Raw genomic sequence first — 22,505 nt, 5'->3', positions numbered from 1 at the left:
TCGAGCGGATATTTCAATCCAAGCTTAGGTATCGAATGATCGAAACTGAGCTGAAATAGGGGGCTACAATGAGTAATCGCATTAAGGAAGTACTTGAGGGTCAAGAACAAAATTATATCCTACCTTTTCTTTGGCAGCATGGTGAGGAAGAACAGGTGATACGTGAAGAGATTGCCCGTGTTCATGAAGCTGGCATCGGAGCCGTTTGCATCGAAGCTCGTCCTCATCCTGATTTTCTAGGACCGAAATGGTGGACGGATATGGACATTATTATGGATGAAGCTCGGAATCGCGGCATGAAGGTATGGCTTCTCGATGACGATCATTTTCCGACTGGTCATGCGGCGGGGAAAGTAAAGGAGGCTCCGGAAGAGCTTCATCGCAAGTTTTTGGGTGAACGTTATATCGATACCATCGGTCCTGCTCAAGGAACGTCTCTACTTCTGGATACCTTGCTGATGCGTGGGCTTAGGCCGACCATCTCACAGCCCGAAAAAGCGAGTGGAAAGAATAAACTAATCTCCGTTGTCGCGGTCCGCCGACATCCATCTAATGGAACATTACTAAGTGATTGTATCGACATCACTGATCTTGTGAATGACGGTATTCTGTATTGGGATATCCCTGAAGGGTATTGGCGCGTATTTATTATTTCAGAAAATAAGGATGGCGGCAGCCAGCAGCAGGATGATTATTTGAACCCGCTAGATCGGGATTCCGTTCGTATTCTGCTCGATACAGTGTATGAGGCTGTGTATGAGCGCTACAAGTCCGACTTCGGAAAGACATTTGCCGGGTTCTTCTCAGATGAGCCTGGATTTTATAATGATAAGACAACTTTTGACTTCAATTCAAAACCTGGAAAACAAGGAGTGCCGCTTCCATGGAGCAGTGAAATGCTGGCCTTGCTTGAGCAGGCATTGGGTGAGGACTACCGTAAGCACCTCTATCTTCTCTGGCAGGATGGGGGAGAACAGTCCAATATCGTACGGTATGCCTATATGAATATTGTCAGCAAGCTTTACGCGGACAACTTTTGCAGTCAAATCGGAGAGTGGTGCAGAAACCGCGGGGTAGCATACATCGGACATGTCCTCGAAGACAACAACGTGCACGCAAGGCTTGGCTCTGGCGCCGGACACTTCTTCCGTTCCCTATGGGGACAAGACATGTCGGGCCTCGATGTGGTATTGTGGCAGATCGTCCCCGGTTTCGATGAGTTGTCTTATAGCAAGCCGGGAGGGGATACGGATAGCGAATTTTTCCACTATGGCCTCGGTAAGCTTGGTGTATCGCTTGGACATATCGATCCGAAGAAACAAGGCCGGACGATGTGTGAAGTGTATGGGGCTTATGGCTGGGCAGAAGGCTTGAAGCTAATGAAATGGCTCACAGACCACATGTTAGTTCGCGGCGTCAATTATTTTGTCCCGCATGCCTTTACCCAGAAAGCTTTTCCGGATCCGGATTGTCCGCCGCATATGTATGCGGGCGGGAAAAATCCGCAATACCGCTATTACAAGCATTTAAATCAATATATGAATCGGATCAGTCACCTGATTTCTGGCGGAAGACACGTGGCGTCTGCGGGCGTCGTGTATCACGCTGAGGCCGAATGGTCCGGGGAAGCGATGTATTTTCATAAGCCCGTGAAGCAATTGATGCAGCATCAGATCGACTGCGATGTGCTTCCAATCGATATTCTTCTGGATGCAGCAAGCGTGATAAACAATAAGCTGCATGTCAATAATGAAGATTTCCAGTGCCTTATCGTACCCTATACAGAAGCGATTCCGGCAGCGATGATTCGGCGTTTGGTGGCGTTTTCCGAACAAGGGCTAGCCGTTCGCTTTGTCGGAGGGCTGCCGACACGATCGAGCGAGGGCACCGAAGTTTCCGCCGAACTAGCTTGCCTTGCCGAACACCGGAATGTGAAGGTTGTTGCTTTAGACGATCTGGCGCAAGAACTGATTGCAGACGGACATTATGAGATAAGCGTTGACGCACACGAACCGTATCTTCGAAACTACCACTATGTTCATGACGGTTTGGATGTTTATATGTTCTTTAACGAACATTCGCATCAAACCATTCGTAGGAAAATTGCATTGCCTGTTCAAGGTGATGTATATGCCTATGATGCATTCTTGAATCGGTTGACTAGTTTACATGTAACTCGGGAGAACGGTGCGAATGTGGTGGAGGTTGTTCTTCATCCGTATGAGTCCATCGTATTGCTTCATGGTACTGCCCTTGAAGGTTATGATGCGTTGTCATCGTATATTGCTGGGTCGGAACTTGAACTGAAAGGCGAATGGATCGTATCCACTTCTGAGGCTGAACATTATCCACATTTTAAAGAATGGGGAGGACTGGCTAATTTAACGAATATGAGTAGGCCTGATTATTTGCCTCGATTTACAGGCACCTTCCGTTATGAGACGGAGTTTGAATGGAATGAATCTACAGACCAGGCTCTTTTAGACTTGGGTGAGGTCTATGAAACCGCACAAGTATGGATAAACGGTGAGGAAGCAGGAGTGCGCATCTGTCCGCCTTACCGCGTTGAGATCAATGGCCTGATCAATAAGGGTAAAAACAAGTTAGTTGTCGAAGTTACGAATACGCTGGTGAAAGAACAACCCGATTTCTTGTCGGCATTTGCGCAGCAAGAACCGAGTGGGCTCCTTGGACCCGTACGAGTGATCCGATTATGATACCTACAGGATTGGAGTAGAAAACGATGAAGACACGCAAAGGGCACGACTGGAGAACGGATCAATTTCGTCTTGGTGCATGCTATTATCCGGAACAATGGCCGGAGCGTTTGTGGGAGGACGATTACCGGCGGATGAAAGAGATCGGCTTTTCGATCGTACGTTTGGCGGAGTTTGCTTGGTCGATTTTTGAACCGGAGGAAGGACGGTTCGAGTTCGACTTGTTTGACCGTGCAATTGACCTCGCACATAAACAAGATATTCTCGTCATTCTGGGAACGCCGACTGCGACCCCGCCTGCTTGGCTAACAGCCAAGTATCCGGAGGTGTTGAACGCAAAGCAGGACGGCACTGTGCTCCATCATGGTCAGCGCCGGCATTACAATTATAATGCTCCGATTTATCGTCAACTTAGTGCACGGATCGTCACACAGATGGCGGAGCACTATAACGATCATCCAGCGGTGATCGGTTGGCAGATCGATAATGAACTCAACTGTGAGGTTAATTCCTTTTATGCTGAGGCTGATCACGAAGCATTCCGGACGTGGTTGCAAGAGAAATACAATAATCTCCACGCTTTGAATCAAGCATGGGGCACTGTGTTCTGGAATCAAACCTATACGGAATGGGCGCAGGTTTATTTGACCAGGCCGACACCAAGCAATTCGCCAAATCCGCATCAAGCGCTTGACGAGAAGCGCTTTTTCTCACACAGTGCTATCAGCTTTGCTAAGCTGCAAGCGGACATCCTGCGGGAGAAGGCACCTAATCAATGGGTCACTACGAACGGCATGTTCGGTCATTTGGACAGCCACAGGATGATGGACGAAACGTTGGATGTGTTCGCTTACGACTCGTATCCGAACTTCAGCACCATTTTACCGGATAAAGGTGAACGGCCGCTCTTGGACCGCAAATGGAGTCTGAACCTTAGCGCAGCACGAGACATTTCTCCGAATTTTATTGTAATGGAGCAACAAGCCGGTCCTGGTGGTTGGGTTAACCGGATCGAAATGCCTTCACCCAAACCGGGACAGATGCGCCTTTGGACGTATCAATCCATTGCGCACGGAGCCGATATGTTGCTTTATTTTCGTTGGAGGACTGCGACGAGTGGAACGGAAATTTATTGGCATGGTATTAACGATTACCATAACCGACCAAATCGTCGTGTTGAGGAAGCACGAAGTATTGGTGGAGAATTGAAAGAAATCGGCAGCCTGTTGCTGGGTTCAACGTTTAAAGCTGATATAGCGATACTGAAGGACTACGACAACGAGTGGGACGGTGAGCTGGATGTTTGGCACGGTCCGCTTTCCGGGAAAAGCATTCTCGGGTGGTACAAGGCGTTACAGCGCCACCATATCCCGGTTGACACCAAGTACGTGCGCTCTTCGACGACTGTGAACGATTTGTCTAAGTACCGAGTGTTGATTTATCCGCATCCGGCCATTATGCCGGAGTCAACAGCGGAGCTGCTGAAGCGGTACGTCGAGGGTGGGGGGAAACTTGTGTTAGGCTGTAGGAGCGGCTATAAAGATGTTACAGGGCAATGTTACATGCAGCCGTTTCCAGGACCGCTTGCCGACTTATGCGGTATCGAGGTGGAAGACTTTACGCTAATCGGTCCGATGCAGCAAGCACCGGACATATGTTGGCAGAATGGTGTCGTTCATCGGGGGGATTCTTTCGTAGATATCCTTCGTGCCACGTCGGATAACGCTGAGGTTCTCGCCTCGTATAAATCGGATTATTATGAGGGAAAGCCAGCTCTCGTAAGGTGCTCTTACAATGAAGGGTTAGTGTATTACTACGGAAGCTCCTTCACTGAAGATGCGGCAGGTGCACTTATTAACGAGTTATCGCTTCTATCTCCGGCCGAGGAATGGGCAGAGTTGCCTGAGGATGTAGAACTGGCGATTCGTACGCATGAAGGTAAACAAGAAAGTTATGCTTTTTTACTGAACTACGCTCATGAAGAAAGAAAGGTTACCTTTTTGAATCCTCAACATAATCTGCTCACAGATTCTATTATGCAAGGTTCCATCATGATGCAGCCTTACGATGTATATGTAATCAAACTCTAATGATAAAGGGGAGCAGCCTGCCAACGGCTGCTCCCGATCTTTTCCAAGTGTAATACTTAGGCGAACAGAAGAGGCTATGAATATGATAGAGATATAGGAGATTTCAGATGAATACCATTGTGAATCCAATATTACGCGGCTTTAACCCCGATCCCTCCATCATTCGTGTCGGTGATGATTATTATTTGGCGACATCCACCTTTGAGTGGTTTCCCGGCATCCAGATTCACCATTCCAGAGATTTAGTTAACTGGAGGCTCCTGACCCATCCATTAAATCGAACCTCTCAGCTAGATATGCTAGGAAATGTGAATTCGGGCGGAGTCTGGGCGCCTTGTTTAAGTTATGATAACGGAATATTTTATTTGATCTACACAGATGTGAAGTCTCGAAAAGGGGCTTTCAAGGATACCCATAATTATTTGGTAACCGCAACGAACATTCATGGGCCGTGGGCGGAACCAGTGTATTTAAACAGCAGCGGATTCGATCCTTCTTTGTTCCATGACGACAACGGTCGCAAATGGCTGCTCAACATGGTCTGGGATTTCCGCAAGGGGCGAAATAAGTTCGGCGGCATTGTGATTCAAGAATACTCGGTCGATGAAAATAAAGTAATTGGCCCTGTGTCCACTATCTTCCAAGGGACGGAACTCGGGTTCACGGAAGGTCCGCATTTATACAAACGGAATGGCTACTACTATTTGATGACAGCGGAAGGCGGGACGAAATACGAGCATGCCGTCACGATGGCACGTTCAGCCTCCATACTTGGTCCGTACGAGATAGATCCCAATAACCCGATGTTGACAAGCTATGGAGCACCGGATTTACTTCTTCAGAAGGCGGGCCACGGTTCCTTGGTCGAAACTCAAACCGGAGAATGGTATTTGGCTCATCTATGCGCGAGACCTACTGAAGAGCATTATTGTACGTTGGGGAGGGAGACGGCTCTTCAAAAATGTATCTGGGATGTTAATGGCTGGTTGCGATTGGATGGAGGAGGAAATCGTCCATTGGTGGAAGTAAAAGCTCCCCAACTTCCGGTTTACCCATTTGAAGCAGAAGCGGAGAAGGATGATTTTGATGAGCCCCAGCTAGGTTTGCAGTGGAACACCCTTCGGATTCCGCCCAACCCAAGTTGGCTCTCCTTGCAGGAACGAAAAGGGTATTTGCGCCTGCGGGGGATGGAGTCGCTGAGCTCATGGCATCGACAAAGTCTCGTGGCGCGCAGACAGCAGTCGTTTACGTTCGAGGCCGAAACCCAACTTGAATTTGAGCCGGAGCATTTTCAGCAAATGGCTGGCTTAATCCTTTATTACGATACGGACGATTATGTATATTTGCGGATTACGCGGGAGGAAAAATCGGGCAAGGTTCTTGGGATCATCCAGACAGTTCAAGGACAATATGACGAGCTGCTTGAGGACGAAGTGTCGATTCCCGAAGCTGTTCCAATAAGGCTAAAAGCGACAATTAATCGGGAAAAGCTGCAATTTGCTTACGCTATTGAGGGACCAAATTGGCATGCGGTAGGCCCTGAAATTAATATCCGCCATCTTTCGGATGATGCCGCGTTTCCACTGCGCTTTACAGGCACCTTCGTTGGCCTATGCGTTCAAGACTTGAGTGGCGCCCGATTACATGCAGATTTTGACTATTTTATTTATAGAGAATTAGATTAATCTTTATTGCAGATGGGTATAGTCAAAAGAGATTTTTGAAGTAATAGTGATGTATAGAAGTCAAACACTGAGTATTGAGGCTCAATATATGAAATAGGATCAGCTACTAAGGGAGCTGTTCATTTGTTTTATTAAACTGTAGGGCAACAGAGCTTGGTGGTAACCAGAAATGTTGTTAGATGAGAAGATAACTATATAAATGGCTGTCCTCTACACAATATGGAGGTCAATATGAGATACAGAAACTTACCAGACACGGAGTTAATGCCATCCGTCATTTGCCTCGGCACATCGAATTTCGGCGAAGCCGTGAGCAGCGAAACTTCCTTTGAACTGATGGACCGTTTTTTGGACAGGGGAGGAAATTTTCTCGATACGGCCAAAGTATACTCCGATTGGGTGCCAGGCGAGCGAAGCCGCAGCGAAAAGCTTATCGGGCAATGGTTGAGGTCGCGCAATAACCGCAGCCGTATCGTTCTCGCCACCAAAGGGGCACACCCTGAATTGGAGACGATGCATATGCCACGCTTAAGCACGGAAGACATTAATTACGACGTGGAACAGAGCCTCCGCCATTTGCAAACGGATTATATCGATCTGTACTGGCTGCATCGGGATGACCCTCAACGGCCGGTCGAAGACATTATCGATACGATGAATACGTTGGTGCAACAGGGGAAAATCCGATATTTCGGATGCTCGAATTGGCGGTCGGAACGAATGGAAGCCGCACAGCAATATTCGGTAAGCAAAGGAATGCAAGGGTTTGCCGCCAGCCAAACCAAATGGAGCCTTGCTTCGTATTCTCCCGGAAGCGATCCCACTACGGTGACGTTGGATGAAAATGAGCTTGCCTATCACGAACGTACGGGGATGCCTGCGATCCCTTATAATTCACAGGCATCCGGTTTTTTCAGCGGCCGATACAAAAGCGAAATGCTACTTGAGCCAAGTCCTGAAAATAAAAACGTATGGAAGATTTGTAATGAGAAAAATTTGCATAAACTGAAGTGTGTCGAATCGATCGCTCAACGGCTGGATCTTACGATGACCCAGGTATCTCTCGGTTACTTACTTGCGCATCCGTTTCCTGTCTTTCCGATTTCCGGCTGCAAAAATAGCAGACAACTGGAGGATTCGTGTGCCGCAGGCGACGTTCTGCTTGACGATCAGGCCTTTGCTGAGATGAGAGGTATCAATTAAAAAAAAACGAGGCAACCGTGGACTGATCGGCCGCCTCGTTTTGCTATAGGGAAGGCCATGTATTTTCATACAAAGTATCAGGAAATACGGATAACGATGCGATTCAGCACCGTCGTCATATGCTCGGTCGTGATCGACCAATGTGAGGCAGTCCAGTACTTCTCTTTATTTTTGATGCAGATGATTTGCATGCGTGCTTGACACCAAGATCTTCGGCGATTTGGTTCGATACCGGACGGGATTCGATTACCTCTTTCCAATTCATGTGGGTCACCTCCCTCCCAACGTACTCTAAAAGCGTAGGAATGCCGGTATTTTATCTAATTTGAACTTGGTGAACTTACGGACTCTTGCAATTGCCCTGACTCCCGGCGCCGCCGACTCATGAATACCAAGGACAATGCAATTACCGTGAGGATAATCCCAAGCACTCGAAATCCTTCGAAGCTGAAAGTACCTCCCATTACGATGCCTATCAACAATGATGAGAGAATGGTTCCCAGGTATCTTGATGTATTAAATATTCCGGATGCTACACCTATAATTTCTTTTGGAGAACTTTTGAACATGGCCGCTTGCATACCGACATTGTTCAACCCGTTGCTAATACCGAATGCAGCTAAAGCCAAACATACACTGATAACCGGTGAAGTTTGATTCAATGTCACGATCCACACTGACCCCAATGTCATCAGTATTCCGGACACGAGCAATGCCGGCCTGGGTCCTGATTTATCGATCCATCGGCCTGCTATTGGAGAAGTAACGAGCGAGCACAAGCCTAAGCTTAGCATGAGAATCCCTGTATGGAACTCGCTGACATGACGTACCGTTTGCAAGTAGGACGGGAGCCCGAAAAAGAGCGAGTAATAAAGTACGTTAACGAGCATGAATTCGACATTAACCCAAGTCATCGCAGGATATTTGGCGAATGTGCGCAAAGGAATAAAGGGTGACTTCGCTTTTAACTCATGTCGTACGAAAGCCACAAGTAGCACGAGGCCTATCAGCCCGACAATAACATTGCTTAATGAGATTTGCCCAGATGCTTTTGCTGATAGTAATCCAACGAGCAGGGCAACCAGACCCACTGTGAATAGCAGGATCCCTGAAACATCAATCAAATCAAACCATTTACGAAAGGACATGCCCAGTGCAACGGATGATGACGGTTCGTCCTTAGGGATATGCCTCCAAGATAATAGAAAGCTCACCACCACGAACGGAATATTGACGAAAAAGATAGCAGGCCAGCCCCACCAGTGAATGATGACCCCGCCAATAAAGGGTCCAATCGCTGCCGCTCCGGATAGGAATATGGACAAAACAGACAGCGCAGTCGCTTGTTTCTCCGTAATATGAATTCGCACAATGGCCATTCCAACTGCAACCATCATGCTTGTTCCGATGGATTGCACAATGCGGAACACGATGAGCCACCCAAAATTTGGCGATAGTGGAGCTAATAATGATGCAACGAAGGCTACAACAAGCCCGGTAAGAAATATCTTCCTGCGACCGAATAAATCGCTGGCCTTTCCCATGACGGGTTGAGCGATGCTACTTGCAATGTAGAAAGAAAAAATAATCCAGGAAACACCTGTAAAGTCAAGTTGGAACACATTTTGCAGCCTTGGAATAGCAACAGAAACCATCGAAGAATTTAATGGGTTCAATAGTATCCCAAGGCCAACGGAAATCATCAACCACCTGCTGCGAGCATTCATTTTTGGTCACCCCCAAAGTGTATTGATGTCATCGTACTTGAAATCGGTTATTTATTCCAACGCATTTTATGTTATGATTTCATTGACTTGAAGGAATGAATGGAGGGTGCGAAGTGGAACTTCTTCAACTGCAATATTTTCTCGCGGTAGCTCGATTGGAACATGTGACCGAAGCTGCACGAAGTCTGCACGTTACGCAATCGTCACTAAGCAAGACGATTCAACGCTTGGAGGAGGATTTAGGGGTCCCTCTATTCGATCGAATAGGGAGGAAGCTGCGATTGAATGAGTTCGGAAGCAGATTCCTTCGCCGTGCAGAAAGGGCCTTGTTTGAATTGGAACAGGGGAAGCAGGAGATTAGCGATTTATCCAGTCCAGAACATGGCATACTTGAATTGGCGGTGACCACCGCAAGCACGTTACCAAATATCCTTCGAGAGTTTCGGAAAAAGTGGCCCGATATCCAATTTCATGTGCAAATGCTGACCACGCAGGAAATGGTTACGCTTCTTGATAGAGGAGAGGTCGATTTCTGCTTGTCCTCACCTCCTATACAAGGGGAGGACATTGAATGTCAAATCGTGTTCATCGACTCGATCCTTGTTGCTGTTCCAAAGGGGCATCGGTTGGCTGACCGAAGTAGCGTATCCTTGACAGAACTCAGGGATGAATGGTTTGTCGGTGTAAAGAGAGGCTATGGTACTCGCGATCTAGTGGACTCTATATGCAAATCGGTTGGATTTGTACCTAAATATGTGTATGAGGGAGATGAACCTGCAAGGCTATTGACTCTTGTGGAAGCAGAAATTGGCATTGCTTTCATACCAAGTACGGCAAGGTATTCACATGAACATATCAAATATCTCCAAGTAGAAAATCGCGAATTGGTTCGGGAAATAGCTTTATTATGGCACAGGAGTCGGTACATATCGCGGGCTGCAATGGAATTCCGTGAGGTAGTTGTACGATATTTTGGGTCGATATCCAAACTGACAATTTAGTCATGCTGCACCACTAAAACAACGATTAATGCAAAAGAATCAATCCTTCGGCAGGTGCTGAAGGGCTTTTTGTTTTGTTCAATATGGCATTCCGCTATGGGAGCTAAAATTGTTCAAAGCTTCGAATGAACAAGCGCAGAAACTGCTTGATGATCGCCTTGAACATTTCCATAATCGGTACTGTTTTATGTGGCTTATAATCAAGTAGGTTTACTTTCTGAATCCGTTTGTGCAAATCATCATCTAAGCCTCTACGTCCCTCAATCCACATGGCACGTTTTCCATCCGGATGCCAGGACATCGGTGAGTGATAAAACCAATTCTCATCTGTCGAAAGTTGTATGCCTTGATATCCGGGTTCGTTCATAGAACGATCAATGTCAATTAATACAGGGCCAATGTCACCGCTTCGGAAAGTGCGTACGCCAGCTGAAAAAAATACAGAATGCCATTAATCCCTGCACCGGCATAAGCGGTTCTAGGCAGGATTCCGAATATGGCCGTGATGAGGTCGGCGGAATAATATGGTGTATCCGCTTGCAAAACTATATAATTTGGAAAAATATTACTCAATGGGACGTTTTTAAGTTCTATCAATGTCATTTTTAAGGTAAACTAGAAGCCCTTCCAGCCGCCTCTTCTTATGAATGATTTTTTGAAAATCCCCAACATTGCCCTTGTAAAAACTTAAAAATGACCCTTTGAGTTATGAGCTTCCGCCAAGTATAGTATCTTGTAATCGCATACATGTATTGCTAAAGCTACTTCGGTAGCGTTGATGCACCACGGCATGTACAATGATATGTAATGTCGTTAAACCGAGGAAGGTTGTACATGGGACACAACAAATGGATCCAAAATGCCATTACCAAGATAAAAAATATGAAGCTCCAAAGCAAATTTATGGCAGGCTACCTCATTGCGTGCGCGTTTCCGTTACTGGTGGTTAGCAGCATCATCTACAGTCAATCGGCAGCCGGATTGGAGGACTCATCACAGGAGTTCGCTGCCCTGTACACGTCTCAGATCGAGAATTCCTTAAATGAACTCATGAAAGAATATGACAAAGTAACCAAGTCCGTACTCGTCGATAATGATCTTATTTCCAAAGTTGGAGAAGGACCAAATATGTCCATGAATGAGTACATCCTTCAGAAGTTATCGGTCCAGCGAGTACTGATGCGGGTCGCTTTGCTCAAGTCTGAAATTAATAATGTCATGCTGATCAGTCGGGATAATAGCGTCTATCAATATACGAATACAAGCAGCACGGTGAATGAGAGCGCCTTGTTGTCTCAAACATGGTACAAACAAGCACGCAGCTCGGGGGATACTTTGTTCATCACGGGTTTGCATGACCGATCTTACTACGAGGATAAAGGCCAGGGGGCTTTAGTTACGGTGGGCCGGGTATTACTCAGCTCCGAAGGGGCATTTGCAGGGGTGCTTCTCATCGACCTGGATCCGTTCACACTGATGGAGTTAAACCATGAGTTTGTCTTGACGCGGGACAAATATGGCATGAGTGTAATCATCTCTAAGCTTTCAGGCGAAACCGTCTATCATTCGGATGCCGCCAGCGGTCGAGTGCCCTGGATGCAAGTGCTGGAAGCGGGAAATGATTATACCAAAGACGTGAGCAATAGTGACCGAATCGTCATTTCAGGGAGTACCCAATTGGGAAATCTGGTGATTAAAACGGAGATTCCCCGTGAGAAATTGCTGCATAAGATTACTAGGATTAAGCTCGTTACGATCATTTTAATTATTTTAGGCTTTATCATCACGACATTGATTTCCTTCGCATTAAGCTTAAGGATTACCAAGCCAATTAAAGCGCTGCGCCGCAGTATGAAGCATGCGGAAACGGGGCAATACTTGCCAATCGAAAGTATTCAGGTCAATGATGAGATCGGAAGCTTGGTTCATAGCTACAACAAAATGATTGTCGTTATTCGAACACTTATTGAAGACGTTTACATCGCGGAAATCAAACAACGGAAAGCCAAGTTCCTTGCCCTACAGAATCAGATTAACCCCCACATGCTATACAATACGTTAGAATCGATCCGGATGAAGGCGCTGGTGAAGGAGGAAGAAGAGATCGCCGGTATGATCAAGATTTTGGCGAGAATGTTCCGATTGACCTTAGGCAAAGATGGCAGACAGCATTCGATCAAGCACGAAATCGATTATACCGTTAATTATTTGCAACTTCAGAATATACGTTTTGACGATAGTTTTCGGCTCGACGTCCGAATGCCTGAAGAGATGCAGCAGTGCAGCATTATTCCTCTTGTCTTTCAACCTATTGTGGAGAACAGCATCATTCATGGCTTTAAAGGCTATGAAGGAAGCATGCATATCATAATTGAGGGCACGTGGACGGCGGACGGCGGGATTCTGATTCGAATTATGGATGATGGCATTGGTATATCTACCGACAAGCAGGAAGAACTGCGTACTGTTCTAGAGGATGCGGTGTCGGACAAATATAAACTGGAGGAGACGGACAAATCGGAAGGTGAAGGATTAGGTCTGAAAAATATTGCAGAACGCATCACCTTGCATTACGGGGACATGTATAAATTAACAGTTCGTTCGGGCGATGTTAAAGGAATGACGGTTGAGATTCTCATCCCCAAATACTAAGAGATGGTTGTAGTCAGACAGTCTGGAAGGGGAGGTGCCTGGGATGAAAGTAGTTGTGGTCGATGACGAGAAAGGGATTGTAGACGGTCTCCAAAAAATGATAGGACGCTATATCCCGGAATGTGAGATTGCCGGAGTGGCCTACAACGGCTTAGAAGGAGCTAAACTGATTCAAGAGCGTCAGCCGGATATTGTCATTACGGATATACGGATGCCTCAGGCAGACGGGCTGGATATGATCCAGATGCTGAAGGAGAACGGCTGCCAGGCCAAATTTATTATTTTGAGCGGGTATGCGGACTTCGAATATGCGCGGCGAGGCATGCAGTTGGGGGTTAAATTCTACCTCAATAAACCAGTGGAAGAAGAGGAACTTCGTGATTGTGTCTGTAAGGTCATGGACGTGATACGAGAGGAACGAGCTAAGCTCCAAGAGGTGGACGAGCTGAAACAAGAAGTGAATAGCCGTATGATGGAAAGCGCTTTACGGGACATCATTGAAGGAGGCAGTGACCAAACGGTACATGCGGAAGAGCTGCTCCAGACCGCTCGTATTCCGATGGATCGTACGCATTTTGTGTGTGCTTTACTAGAATTTGAAAGCAGTCTGGGCGAGTTGATGGAAAGTGGCCTTGATCCTGTATTTCGCCACATAGATCGCACGTTGGGGGAGTATCGAGGGGTATTTCGCTTCCGATATCTAGGCGCTCAAGTGGCGGTCGTTGCTACACATGATAGAGCGATCAAGTATGGGGATTTCGTCCGTGCCATTCAGCGGCTCAAAGATACCCTATTTCGCGAGTTGAAACTATCCGTCACAGTCGGGATCGGTACAGTGAAGGATAATGCCGCGGGAATCAGCGTTTCCTTTGAAGAAGCTCGCCACTCACTCAGCTACAAAATTATTAAAGGCGCGGGTGTCGTCATTGCATATCCGGATATCATGACCCTGTCAGGTAAGCGGCAAGCCGTTCCGGAAGAGATGATTAACAAACTGGAAGCCAGCCTTGATAACATGGATGAAGAGGCTTGTGTGGGCACGATTCGTGAGATCTTTCAGTGGCTGGAGAAGGAGAGAGAGTTGAACCCGGTTGACCTCCAACTGCAGTGCTTAAGCATTCTTTTGTCCAGTGCTCGAAAACTTTCCATGGAGCAGGTGCAGCAAAATGACTTTTTGGGACGCCATCTCCTTATCCTAGATGGGCTCTCGCGGTATCGGACATTGGAGCGTATGGAGACTTGGATGCTTCAAATGATTAAGGGGATTATCGCTTTTAAATTGGCGCATAATATCTCGAAGAAAAAGGATGTAATTGCCGAGATCAAGGACTACGTGTCGAAGCACTACGCCGAATCGATAAGCTTAGCGGAGCTGTCCGCCCGTTTCTTTATCAATCCTTATTATTTGAGCCAGCTCTTCAAACAGAAGACGGGAGATACCTATCTGACCTTTCTCGCCCAGACGCGGATCAACAAGTCCAAAGAATTGTTGGAGAAGACAGATTTAAAGGTGTATGAGATCTGCCAAATGGTTGGATATTCTGATACGCAATACTTTGCCAGGCTGTTCGAAAAACTAACGGGCTGCAAGCCTAGTGAATATCGCAAGAATCCCCCAAGTGTTTAACCGTGAGAAGTCCTTTCGCCGTTTCTAAGGTGGAAGGACTTTTGTCATATCTATAAAATGACCCTGTCGAAACTTAAAAACGTCCCTTTGAGCGACAGCCCCTCGGAGAGTACACTACTTGTAAGCGAATACAACAACTAGACGCGGGGGGAGTTAAATTGAGAGGAAGCTATGTTCAACAAATGAAGGTGTTCTGGCCGCTTTATGTGATGGCCATTCCAGGTATTATTTTTCTCATCATTTTCAAGTACATTCCGTTATTAGGCTCGGTGATCGCCTTTAAGGATTATTCGGTGTTCAAAGGGTTTATCGATAGTCCGTGGGTTGGCTTTAAGCATTTTGAGAAGCTTCTCGATTATCCGGATTTCGTCCGTGTGTTTGGAAATACGTTGATACTAGGGTTTCTGAAAATCGTACTGGTTTTTCCGATTCCGATTCTGCTGGCGCTGATGATTAACGAAATTCGAAAATCTGCGCTAAAGAAAGGTATTCAGACCGCGCTGTTCATCCCTCACTTTTTATCGTGGGTCATCGTGTCCGGCATTGTGTTTGACGTCTTCTCCTTAAGCGGATTGTTCAACGTAGTCGTGGGATGGTTCGGGCATGAGCCAATTTTGGCCATGCAAGACAGCGCTTACTTCCGACCGGTCTATGTGCTGACTGCCATTTGGCGGGATGCTGGGTGGGGAACCGTCGTGTATATGGCCGCGATCAGCGCCATCGACCCGCAGTTATATGAATCGGCCATGATGGACGGTGCATCTCGATTCAAGCAGATTCGTCATATTACGTTTCCACTGCTTCTGCCTACGGTACTGGTTCTGTTTTTACTGGAAATCGGAAACTTCTTGGACTTGGGTTTCGATCAAGTGTTCAATCTCTTGACACCAATGACATACAGCGTAGGGGATATCCTCGATACGTATGTGTTCCGAACAGGTATCCAACAGGCACAATATAGCTTTGCTACCGCAGTTGGTTTGTTCCAGTCGGTTATCGGTTTTATTCTGGTCTATATCTTTAATCGGTTGTCGAAAAAAGTTTCAGATGGGGGGGTGTGGTAGATATGTTTGAATCCAGAGGAGAAAAAGCTTTCGTAGCAGGCATCACGACCCTTCTTCTGCTGTTATCGTTCATAGCGATTGTGCCGCTGCTGTCCGTACTCTCCATTTCTTTTAGTTCAAAAAGTGCTGTTGTGCAAAACCTGGTGTCTATCTGGCCGAAGGAGTTCACATTGGATTCTTGGGGCTATATTATTGACCGTCCTGATTTGTGGAAGTCATTCTTCCTCACACTAGGTTCAACCGTGATTGGTACGGCTTTGGCTCTATTCATTACAGCCTTGCTCGCTTATCCGCTTTCGAAGCCGGAGTTCCGCTGGGGCTCCGTGATCATGGTTGGTGTGGTCATCGCGATGATTTTCAAGGCTCCGATCATTCCTTATTTCCTTACTGTACGAGGAATTGGCTTGTATGATAATCCGTTGATTTTGATCGTTCCTCATATTCTGAACCCATTTAATCTGATCATCATGAGGAGCTTTTTCAAGGAGTTCTCAAAGGAACTCGAGGAAGCGGCTTTGATCGAAGGCTGCGGTTACTTTCGAATGCTATTCCAATTCGTCCTTCCGTTGTCCAAGGCAGTTCTTGCTACACTAGCACTATTCTACGCGGTGGTCATTTGGAACCAGTTTCAGACGCCATTATTATTTCTCCAAAATACGGACTGGTTCCCGTTACAGATGAAGATCCGCCAGTTTATCACGGATGATAATATTATTATGCCGGGTACTGCTTCAATGGTTGAGTTTAATTTTAACGAACGAACGTTAAGGTCGGCAACCGTTATCTTCGCCATCATTCCGATCATTGCTGTTTATCCGTTCTTGCAAAGGTATTTCGTCAAAGGAGCCATGATCGGCTCTGTTAAAGGGTAATTTCGTTCTGGTTTTAAGGCATAATGAGCCTAAAACATATAATGTCGATTTCAAGGGGGAAACATGGCATGGCTATCAAAAAATTAGGAGTACTAGCACTAACAGGTGCACTTGCGGCAACAGTCTTCACAGGCTGCAGCAGCAATACGGACAAATCCGCTGCTTCTCCATCTCCTGCTCCAGGACAGAGCGCTGCTCCTAAGGTAGAGGAAATCGTTGATCTTGAAGTGTGGAATACCAATACGGGCTTTAAACCGATTACCAAGGGTAGCAAGTTATATGATTTTTATAAGGAAAAGCTTGGCGTTGGCGTCATTCAACCGTATGTGGAATGGAACGGAGGCACCAACTACCTGAACCAGTTGAATCTGAAGATTGCTGCAAATGAAATGCCAGACTTGTTCACACCTCTGCAGGGCATCGAAGACAGCTTAGCTAAAAACGGTGCAATCGTCGATTTGACGGACCTATTGCCGAAGTACGCACCGAATGTCATGCAGGTCATTCCGAAGGAAGTATGGGACGTGGTCAAAGCGAACGATCCTACCGGACAAGGGAAAATTTATTATATTCCTGGTGTGCTGGACTATGGCAGAGAAGCTGGTTTGATTCGTAAAGATTGGCTCGACAAGTTGGGGCTGCAAATGCCGAAGACACAAGAGGATTACGTGAAGGTTCTTGAGGCTTTCCGGGATAAGGATCCGAACGGCAACGGGCAAAAGGATGAGATCCCAACCGGCGGCCGGGAGGCAGCAGCTTGGATGGATCATTTATTCGCGATGTACGGTGTAGCCATGTTCGAAGGCAAGCCAGATTGGGATGTGTACGATGGCAAGCTGACTTACTCTGCGGTTACCCCAAATATGAAAGCTTCTTTGGAGTTCATCGCCAAGCTGTATAAAGACGGATTAATGGATAAGGAATCACTCTTGAACAATAAGGCGAAGTGGGAAGGTAAGAATGACTCTAACCTCGTCGGGAATTACTTCCACTGGGAAGAGACAGTCTTCGAGCGCTTAGAAAATATTAATAAAAATAAAGGCGTGAAAGGTGATTACTCCGTCCTTCCTATTCCAGAGGTTCCAGGCTTCAAAGGCTTCTATACCTTGAAGAAGATGCAGCCCCCGGTCTGGGTTGTGAAGAATAACAAGGATCAGAAGAAGCTCATGGCGACTTTGAAGTTGTTGAACAACATGTATGACAAGAAGAATTGGAATACACTTTTCCTTGGTGTAGAGGGCATGCACTATGCGATGAAGGACGGTAAAGCAACTAAGCTTCCGGAAGACAAAAGTACACAAGAGAATCTTGCCATTAACCCATATCTTTTTGTAGCTACCGCAGATTTCTCAGCAGAGCTATATAAAAACACGTCGTCGGAGGATAGAAAATGGGCCGTGGATCAAGGTATCCGTAATATCACGGAAGCTCAGAAATACGTCAAAACCATTGCTGGTGACGGTATGCCAACAAGTGTCTATGATGGCTTCGCCGACATCAACAATCGTACGCTATATGTGGAATATGCAACTAAGATTATTCTTGGGCAGTATCCGATCAGCAAATTCGATGAATTCGTAGACAAGTGGTATAAATCAGGCGGTGAAGAGGTCACAAAGCGTGCCAGAGATTGGTATGCGAAGGTGAAGAAATAGTCTGCCAGTAATTGCAGTGAAAAGGAAGGGAGCTGCTGGGTCAACAAGCGGCTCCCTTCTCTTATGTAGCAGAGAGATTTATCACTATTATAGAGGTGAATAAAATGATTTATGTAGGAACAAATTACCATCCCCATGATTGGCCACGCGAACGATGGCCGGTGGATATCCAATTGATGAAGGAGTCGGGATTCAATCTCGTACGTCTCGGGCATCTATGCTGGGACAGCTTCGAACCTTCGGAGGGCAACTACAATTTCGCATGGTTCGATGAGGTCATGGACCTATTCGCAGAAGCAGGGTTCAAAGTGGTTCTCGATATTGCAACTCGTCCAGCACCGACTTGGCTGCACAAAAAATATCCGGTCATCCAGCTCGCCGACCGGAATCGGAGTCCGCTCTTGGCGGTGCACCGTTATATGGAAGATGTAGGAAACCCTGTATTTCAAGAATACGCATACCGATTTGCCGAGACGTTGACCAAGCGGTATGCGGGACATTCGGCTCTACATGCTTTCGGTTTGTGCAATGAGGTAGGCAGCGGCATCCCGACATTCTCGGAAGAAGCGTGCCAGAGATATAGGCAGTGGTTGAAGGACAAGTACGGCAGCGTGGAGGAATTGAATATTGCCTGGGCTGCACAAAGATGGTCACGTAAGCTTAACAGCTTCGAGGATGCGGAGTTTCCGGTTGCTGGGGATATAAACGGAGCACCAGAAAGAATGCTGGATATGCGGAGGTTCTTTTCCGACGAGCAGTTAACCTATCTTCAAGGCTTAAGTGATATTGTTCGGAAGTATGCTCCAGATGCACGGGAAACGACGAACCACTGGGGAGAAAATCCTGTGCTCGGTTTCGACTATTTGAAAGCCTACAACCAAATCTTTGATTTGCCGGGAATCGGCTTCTATCCAGGAGTTAATCCAGAAGACCGCAATGCGTTGTTCGGCGCTTGTCTTACAATGATCCACCGAATTAGTGAAAAAGATGAGCCGATTTGGTGTCTGGAATTCCAAACGGGTTCCTTCGGTGCCTATGCGCCTCCGAAAGGTGTTCTTCGCATGTATGCGTATTTATCCTTGTTATTCCGCTCGGAAGCGATATGCGCTTGGACATGGAGATCGATGTTGGGCGGAGAAGAACAGTATCTATTTGGGCTGCTGGATCATGACGGTCTGCCTGGAAGAAAATTGGATGAATTCCGTCAATTCGCACATGAAATGGAGAAGCTGAAATCGATCGGATTGCCTTATCTGCCAAAGCCTGAAATTGCGCTTGCTTATTCCTTTGAATCGTTTAAAGTGTCCGAAAATCAAAAAGGATATTACAAAACGACGTATCTCGAGCAAATGATGCAGACGTTTCTAGCGCTTGGCGAGGATAATGTGGACTGTAACATCGTTAACCTGCGCCATATCGAGAAGGATTATAAGCTTTTGCTAGTTCCTGGCCACTGTATCATGGACGAGGCTTCTGCTCAGACGATCAGAGCATTTGTTGAAAAAGGCGGAACGGTCATTATGACAGCTTATTCAGCCAAAGTGGATGAGCACAACACGGTATTCGGCACGACGATGCCTGGCAGGCTTAGCGATGTGTTCGGTATTCGCGCTAACGCGTTCGAACGCCCAGTCTATCATTATTCCGATTCGAATGAAGGTGGACTTCAAAAGCAGAAAATGAATATTCGGCGTGAAACACCGAAAATTAAGATACATGATCGCATTTTAGATTTTCCAATGGATTACTACGAAATTATTGAGCCTTCTACGGCGGAAGTTTTAGCTACATTCACCAATCTGGAGGGTGAGTTGCCCGCGGTTAGCGTCAATACCTACGGAAAAGGGAAAGCGGTCTATGTAGCTGTGCCTGCTCAAATTGATCTTATGCAAGCATTATTGAACCAGATCTACGCAGAACTCTATATTAAAAAAGGTCCGGAAACACCGCGCGGCGTAACCGCACGGGATGTCGGCGACAGTGTCCTGTATGTAAATACGACATCTTCGGAGCAATATATATCCCTTCCCGTATCGGGAGAGAGCATGATATCGGGACGCATGTACGAGACCACTCTGCAGTTGGATCCGTATGGGGTGGAAGTCATTGTGAGGAAGGATACGAACGATGGCGCATAAAGGGCGAGACTGGAGAACGGAGCAATTTCGTCTAGGCGTATGCTACTACCCGGAGCAATGGCCGGAAAATCTATGGGAAGAAGATTACAGACGAATGAAGGAGCTCGGCTTCTCAGTCGTCCGTGTGGCCGAATTCGCTTGGTCGATCTTCGAACCGGAGGAGGGGCGTTTCGAGTTTGATCTGTTCGATAGGGCGATCGATCTCGCGCACCAATACGGCTTGCTTGTCATAATGAGCACGCCGACCGCAACCCCGCCAGCCTGGCTGACAGCCAAGTACCCGGAGGTATTAAATGCTAAACAGGACGGAACCGTGTACCAACATGGTCAACGCCGTCATTTCAACTATAATGCACCGATCTATCGCGAGCTTTGTGCGCGGATCGTAACGCAGATGGCAGAACATTACAAAGACCATCCTGCCGTCGTTGGCTGGCAGATCGATAATGAACTGAATTGTGAGGTTAACAGTTTTTATTCAAAAGCAGATCACGATGCATTCAGAGTCTGGCTGCAGGAGAAGTACGGTAATTTGCACGCCTTGAATCAGGCATGGGGCGCGGTGTTTTGGAATCAGACCTATAGCGATTGGTCACAGGTTCATTTGACCAGACCGACACCCAGCAATTCGCCGAACCCGCATCAAGCGCTCGATGAGAAGCGATTCTTCTCGGATAGTGTCATCTCCTATGCGAAGCTTCAATCGGATATTCTGCGAGAGAAAGCGCCGAACCAATGGGTCACGACGAACGGCATGTTCGGTCACTTGGACAGCCATCAAATGATGGACGATACGTTGGATGTGTTCGCTTACGACTCCTATCCGAACTTCAGCACCATCTTGCCTGATAAAGGCGACCGGCCGCTGCTGGACCGCAAGTGGAGCCTGAATCTCAGTGCGGCCCGTGATGTTTCATCCAATTTCATCGTCATGGAGCAGCAGGCTGGTCCGGGCGGTTGGGTGAACCGGATCGAGATGCCATCGCCGAAGCCAGGCCAGATGCGGCTCTGGACGTATCAATCCATTGCACACGGCGCGGACATGCTGCTCTATTTTCGCTGGCGGACGGCGACCATGGGAACGGAGATTTACTGGCATGGTCTAAACGATTACCATAACCGGCCGAATCGCCGCATCGAGGAGGCCGGCCGTATCGGCGGCGAGCTAAAGCGCATCGGAGGGCAGTTGCTAGGCTCCACGTATCAAGCAGAGGTCGCCATCCTGAAGGATTACGACAATGAATGGGACGGAGAATTGGATGTTTGGCACGGACCATTGACGGGTAAAAGCATTAGCGGATGGTTCAAGGCATTGCAGCGCCGCCATATCCCAGCGGACACGAAGTATATCCGTTCTTCTACAAAGCTGGAGGATTTGGCCAACTACCGTGTACTCATCTATCCGCATCCGGCCATTATGCCGGAGTCAACTGCTGAGCTACTGAAAAGCTACGTCGAAAGCGGAGGGACGCTCATTCTCGGTTGCAGAAGCGGCTATAAGGATGTGACGGGCCAGTGTTATATGCAGCCGTTCCCAGGACCGCTTGCCGACTTGTGCGGTATCGAGGTGGAGGACTTTACGCTGATTGGGCCGGTGCAGCAGGCACCTGATTTACATTGGGAAGGTGGCAAAATCCTTCAGGGAGATGCGTTCGTAGACATTCTGCGCGTCACGTCGGACAGCGCTGAAGTTTTGGCTTCGTATGCCTCTGATTATTATGCGGGCAAACCGGCTCTTGTACGGAACATGCGGGGTAAAGGGATCGCCTATTACTACGGCAGTGCCTTTACCGAAGAAGCGGCAGGTGCACTGATAGACGTTATGGGCTTGATATCCCCGGCAGCGAAATGGGCTGAGCTGCCTGAAGACGTAGAGCTGGCAATTCGCGCGAATGAAAGTACAGATAAACGATATGCATTTCTGCTGAATTATGCTCACGAAGAGCGGTTGGTCACCTTCCTAATCCCGCGACGTGATCTGCTCACAGACGCTGTCCTCCACGGAGTATTCGTGATGAAGCCTTTCGAGGTATGCGTTATCGAGCTCTAACGATCCTATTTTAGCGACAAGGGA

The 22,505-nt window shown here is 47.2% G+C and carries 15 protein-coding genes and 1 pseudogene; 12 read left to right on the top strand and 4 right to left on the bottom strand.

Annotation, left to right across the window (positions count from 1 at the left end; genetic code table 11):
• Positions 1-68 precede the first annotated feature (68 nt).
• The 4 genes from AC58P7_RS25025 (at position 69) to AC58P7_RS25010 (ending at position 7,695) form a co-directional block, all read left to right on the top strand.
• Complete coding sequence (locus AC58P7_RS25025; RefSeq protein WP_497347780.1) at positions 69-2,717, top strand: glycosylhydrolase-like jelly roll fold domain-containing protein; 2,649 nt, start codon at positions 69-71, stop codon at positions 2,715-2,717.
• 26 nt (positions 2,718-2,743) lie between these two features.
• Positions 2,744-4,807 (top strand): beta-galactosidase, encoded by a 2,064-nt coding sequence (locus AC58P7_RS25020; RefSeq protein WP_497347778.1) that lies wholly within the window; start codon positions 2,744-2,746, stop codon positions 4,805-4,807.
• A gap of 107 nt (positions 4,808-4,914) precedes the next feature.
• Positions 4,915-6,492, top strand: coding sequence for a glycoside hydrolase family 43 protein (locus AC58P7_RS25015; protein WP_497347776.1), 1,578 nt, complete (start codon positions 4,915-4,917; stop codon positions 6,490-6,492).
• Between the two features lie 231 nt (positions 6,493-6,723).
• Entirely contained in the window at positions 6,724-7,695 is a 972-nt protein-coding gene (locus AC58P7_RS25010) for an aldo/keto reductase (protein WP_497347774.1), read from the top strand.
• Positions 7,696-7,772: 77 nt separating this feature from the next.
• Here the strand turns inward: AC58P7_RS25010 and AC58P7_RS25005 are convergent.
• Positions 7,773-7,948, bottom strand: a pseudogene (locus tag AC58P7_RS25005) (monothiol bacilliredoxin BrxC family protein); the annotation flags it as partial.
• A 67-nt stretch (positions 7,949-8,015) separates the two neighbouring features.
• On the bottom strand, positions 8,016-9,422 hold the full coding sequence (locus AC58P7_RS25000; RefSeq protein ID WP_497347772.1) for an MFS transporter: 1,407 nt from the start codon (positions 9,420-9,422) through the stop codon (positions 8,016-8,018).
• Between the two features lie 113 nt (positions 9,423-9,535).
• Here AC58P7_RS25000 and AC58P7_RS24995 point away from each other — a divergent pair, with 113 nt between their 5' ends.
• Positions 9,536-10,423: a LysR family transcriptional regulator gene (locus tag AC58P7_RS24995; protein WP_497347770.1), complete on the top strand. Its 888-nt coding sequence runs from the start codon at positions 9,536-9,538 to the stop codon at positions 10,421-10,423.
• A 103-nt stretch (positions 10,424-10,526) separates the two neighbouring features.
• On the opposite strand, the gene AC58P7_RS24990 is transcribed toward AC58P7_RS24995, so the two are convergent.
• Together AC58P7_RS24990 and AC58P7_RS24985 are read right to left on the bottom strand one after the other, a co-directional pair.
• Positions 10,527-10,790: a hypothetical protein gene (locus tag AC58P7_RS24990; RefSeq protein ID WP_497347768.1), complete on the bottom strand. Its 264-nt coding sequence runs from the start codon at positions 10,788-10,790 to the stop codon at positions 10,527-10,529.
• Positions 10,791-10,807: 17 nt separating this feature from the next.
• Positions 10,808-11,026 (bottom strand): hypothetical protein, encoded by a 219-nt coding sequence (locus AC58P7_RS24985; protein WP_497347766.1) that lies wholly within the window; start codon positions 11,024-11,026, stop codon positions 10,808-10,810.
• Between the two features lie 231 nt (positions 11,027-11,257).
• On the opposite strand from AC58P7_RS24985, the gene AC58P7_RS24980 reads away from it, so the two are divergent.
• The 7 genes from AC58P7_RS24980 to AC58P7_RS24950 all read left to right on the top strand — a co-directional run bounded on the left by AC58P7_RS24980 (position 11,258) and on the right by AC58P7_RS24950 (position 22,481).
• Entirely contained in the window at positions 11,258-13,075 is a 1,818-nt protein-coding gene (locus tag AC58P7_RS24980; RefSeq protein ID WP_497347764.1) for a sensor histidine kinase, read from the top strand.
• A gap of 43 nt (positions 13,076-13,118) precedes the next feature.
• Positions 13,119-14,702 (top strand): response regulator, encoded by a 1,584-nt coding sequence (locus AC58P7_RS24975; RefSeq protein ID WP_497347762.1) that lies wholly within the window; start codon positions 13,119-13,121, stop codon positions 14,700-14,702.
• A gap of 182 nt (positions 14,703-14,884) precedes the next feature.
• Positions 14,885-15,766, top strand: a complete 882-nt coding sequence (locus AC58P7_RS24970) for an ABC transporter permease (RefSeq protein ID WP_497347850.1) — start codon at positions 14,885-14,887, stop codon at positions 15,764-15,766.
• Between the two features lie 2 nt (positions 15,767-15,768).
• A complete protein-coding gene (locus AC58P7_RS24965) occupies positions 15,769-16,638 on the top strand; it encodes a carbohydrate ABC transporter permease (RefSeq protein WP_497347760.1) in 870 nt (289 codons plus the stop codon).
• A gap of 68 nt (positions 16,639-16,706) precedes the next feature.
• On the top strand, positions 16,707-18,293 hold the full coding sequence (locus AC58P7_RS24960; RefSeq protein WP_497347758.1) for a type 2 periplasmic-binding domain-containing protein: 1,587 nt from the start codon (positions 16,707-16,709) through the stop codon (positions 18,291-18,293).
• Positions 18,294-18,397: 104 nt separating this feature from the next.
• Entirely contained in the window at positions 18,398-20,431 is a 2,034-nt protein-coding gene (locus tag AC58P7_RS24955; protein ID WP_497347848.1) for a beta-galactosidase, read from the top strand.
• A complete protein-coding gene (locus tag AC58P7_RS24950) occupies positions 20,421-22,481 on the top strand; it encodes a beta-galactosidase (RefSeq protein WP_497347756.1) in 2,061 nt (686 codons plus the stop codon). The genes AC58P7_RS24955 and AC58P7_RS24950 overlap by 11 nt, the downstream gene beginning before the upstream one ends.
• Positions 22,482-22,505: the final 24 nt, after the last annotated feature.

Source organism: Paenibacillus sp. J22FR5 (genome assembly GCF_059691975.1).
This window is presented reverse-complemented; position numbering and strand designations above follow the sequence as displayed.

Excerpts from the sequence above, each read along its gene's own strand:
- AC58P7_RS25025 (WP_497347780.1), top strand. The coding sequence starts at position 69 with ATGAGTAATCGCATTAAGGAAGTACTTGAGGGTCAAGAACAAAATTAT.
- AC58P7_RS25020 (WP_497347778.1), top strand. The coding sequence starts at position 2,744 with ATGAAGACACGCAAAGGGCACGACTGGAGAACGGATCAATTTCGTCTT.
- AC58P7_RS25015 (WP_497347776.1), top strand. The coding sequence starts at position 4,915 with ATGAATACCATTGTGAATCCAATATTACGCGGCTTTAACCCCGATCCC.
- AC58P7_RS25010 (WP_497347774.1), top strand. The coding sequence starts at position 6,724 with ATGAGATACAGAAACTTACCAGACACGGAGTTAATGCCATCCGTCATT.
- AC58P7_RS25000 (WP_497347772.1), bottom strand. The coding sequence starts at position 9,422 with ATGAATGCTCGCAGCAGGTGGTTGATGATTTCCGTTGGCCTTGGGATA.
- AC58P7_RS24990 (WP_497347768.1), bottom strand. The coding sequence starts at position 10,790 with ATGAACGAACCCGGATATCAAGGCATACAACTTTCGACAGATGAGAAT.
- AC58P7_RS24985 (WP_497347766.1), bottom strand. The coding sequence starts at position 11,026 with ATGACATTGATAGAACTTAAAAACGTCCCATTGAGTAATATTTTTCCA.
- AC58P7_RS24980 (WP_497347764.1), top strand. The coding sequence starts at position 11,258 with ATGGGACACAACAAATGGATCCAAAATGCCATTACCAAGATAAAAAAT.
- AC58P7_RS24975 (WP_497347762.1), top strand. The coding sequence starts at position 13,119 with ATGAAAGTAGTTGTGGTCGATGACGAGAAAGGGATTGTAGACGGTCTC.
- AC58P7_RS24970 (WP_497347850.1), top strand. The coding sequence starts at position 14,885 with ATGAAGGTGTTCTGGCCGCTTTATGTGATGGCCATTCCAGGTATTATT.
- AC58P7_RS24965 (WP_497347760.1), top strand. The coding sequence starts at position 15,769 with ATGTTTGAATCCAGAGGAGAAAAAGCTTTCGTAGCAGGCATCACGACC.
- AC58P7_RS24960 (WP_497347758.1), top strand. The coding sequence starts at position 16,707 with ATGGCTATCAAAAAATTAGGAGTACTAGCACTAACAGGTGCACTTGCG.
- AC58P7_RS24955 (WP_497347848.1), top strand. The coding sequence starts at position 18,398 with ATGATTTATGTAGGAACAAATTACCATCCCCATGATTGGCCACGCGAA.
- AC58P7_RS24950 (WP_497347756.1), top strand. The coding sequence starts at position 20,421 with ATGGCGCATAAAGGGCGAGACTGGAGAACGGAGCAATTTCGTCTAGGC.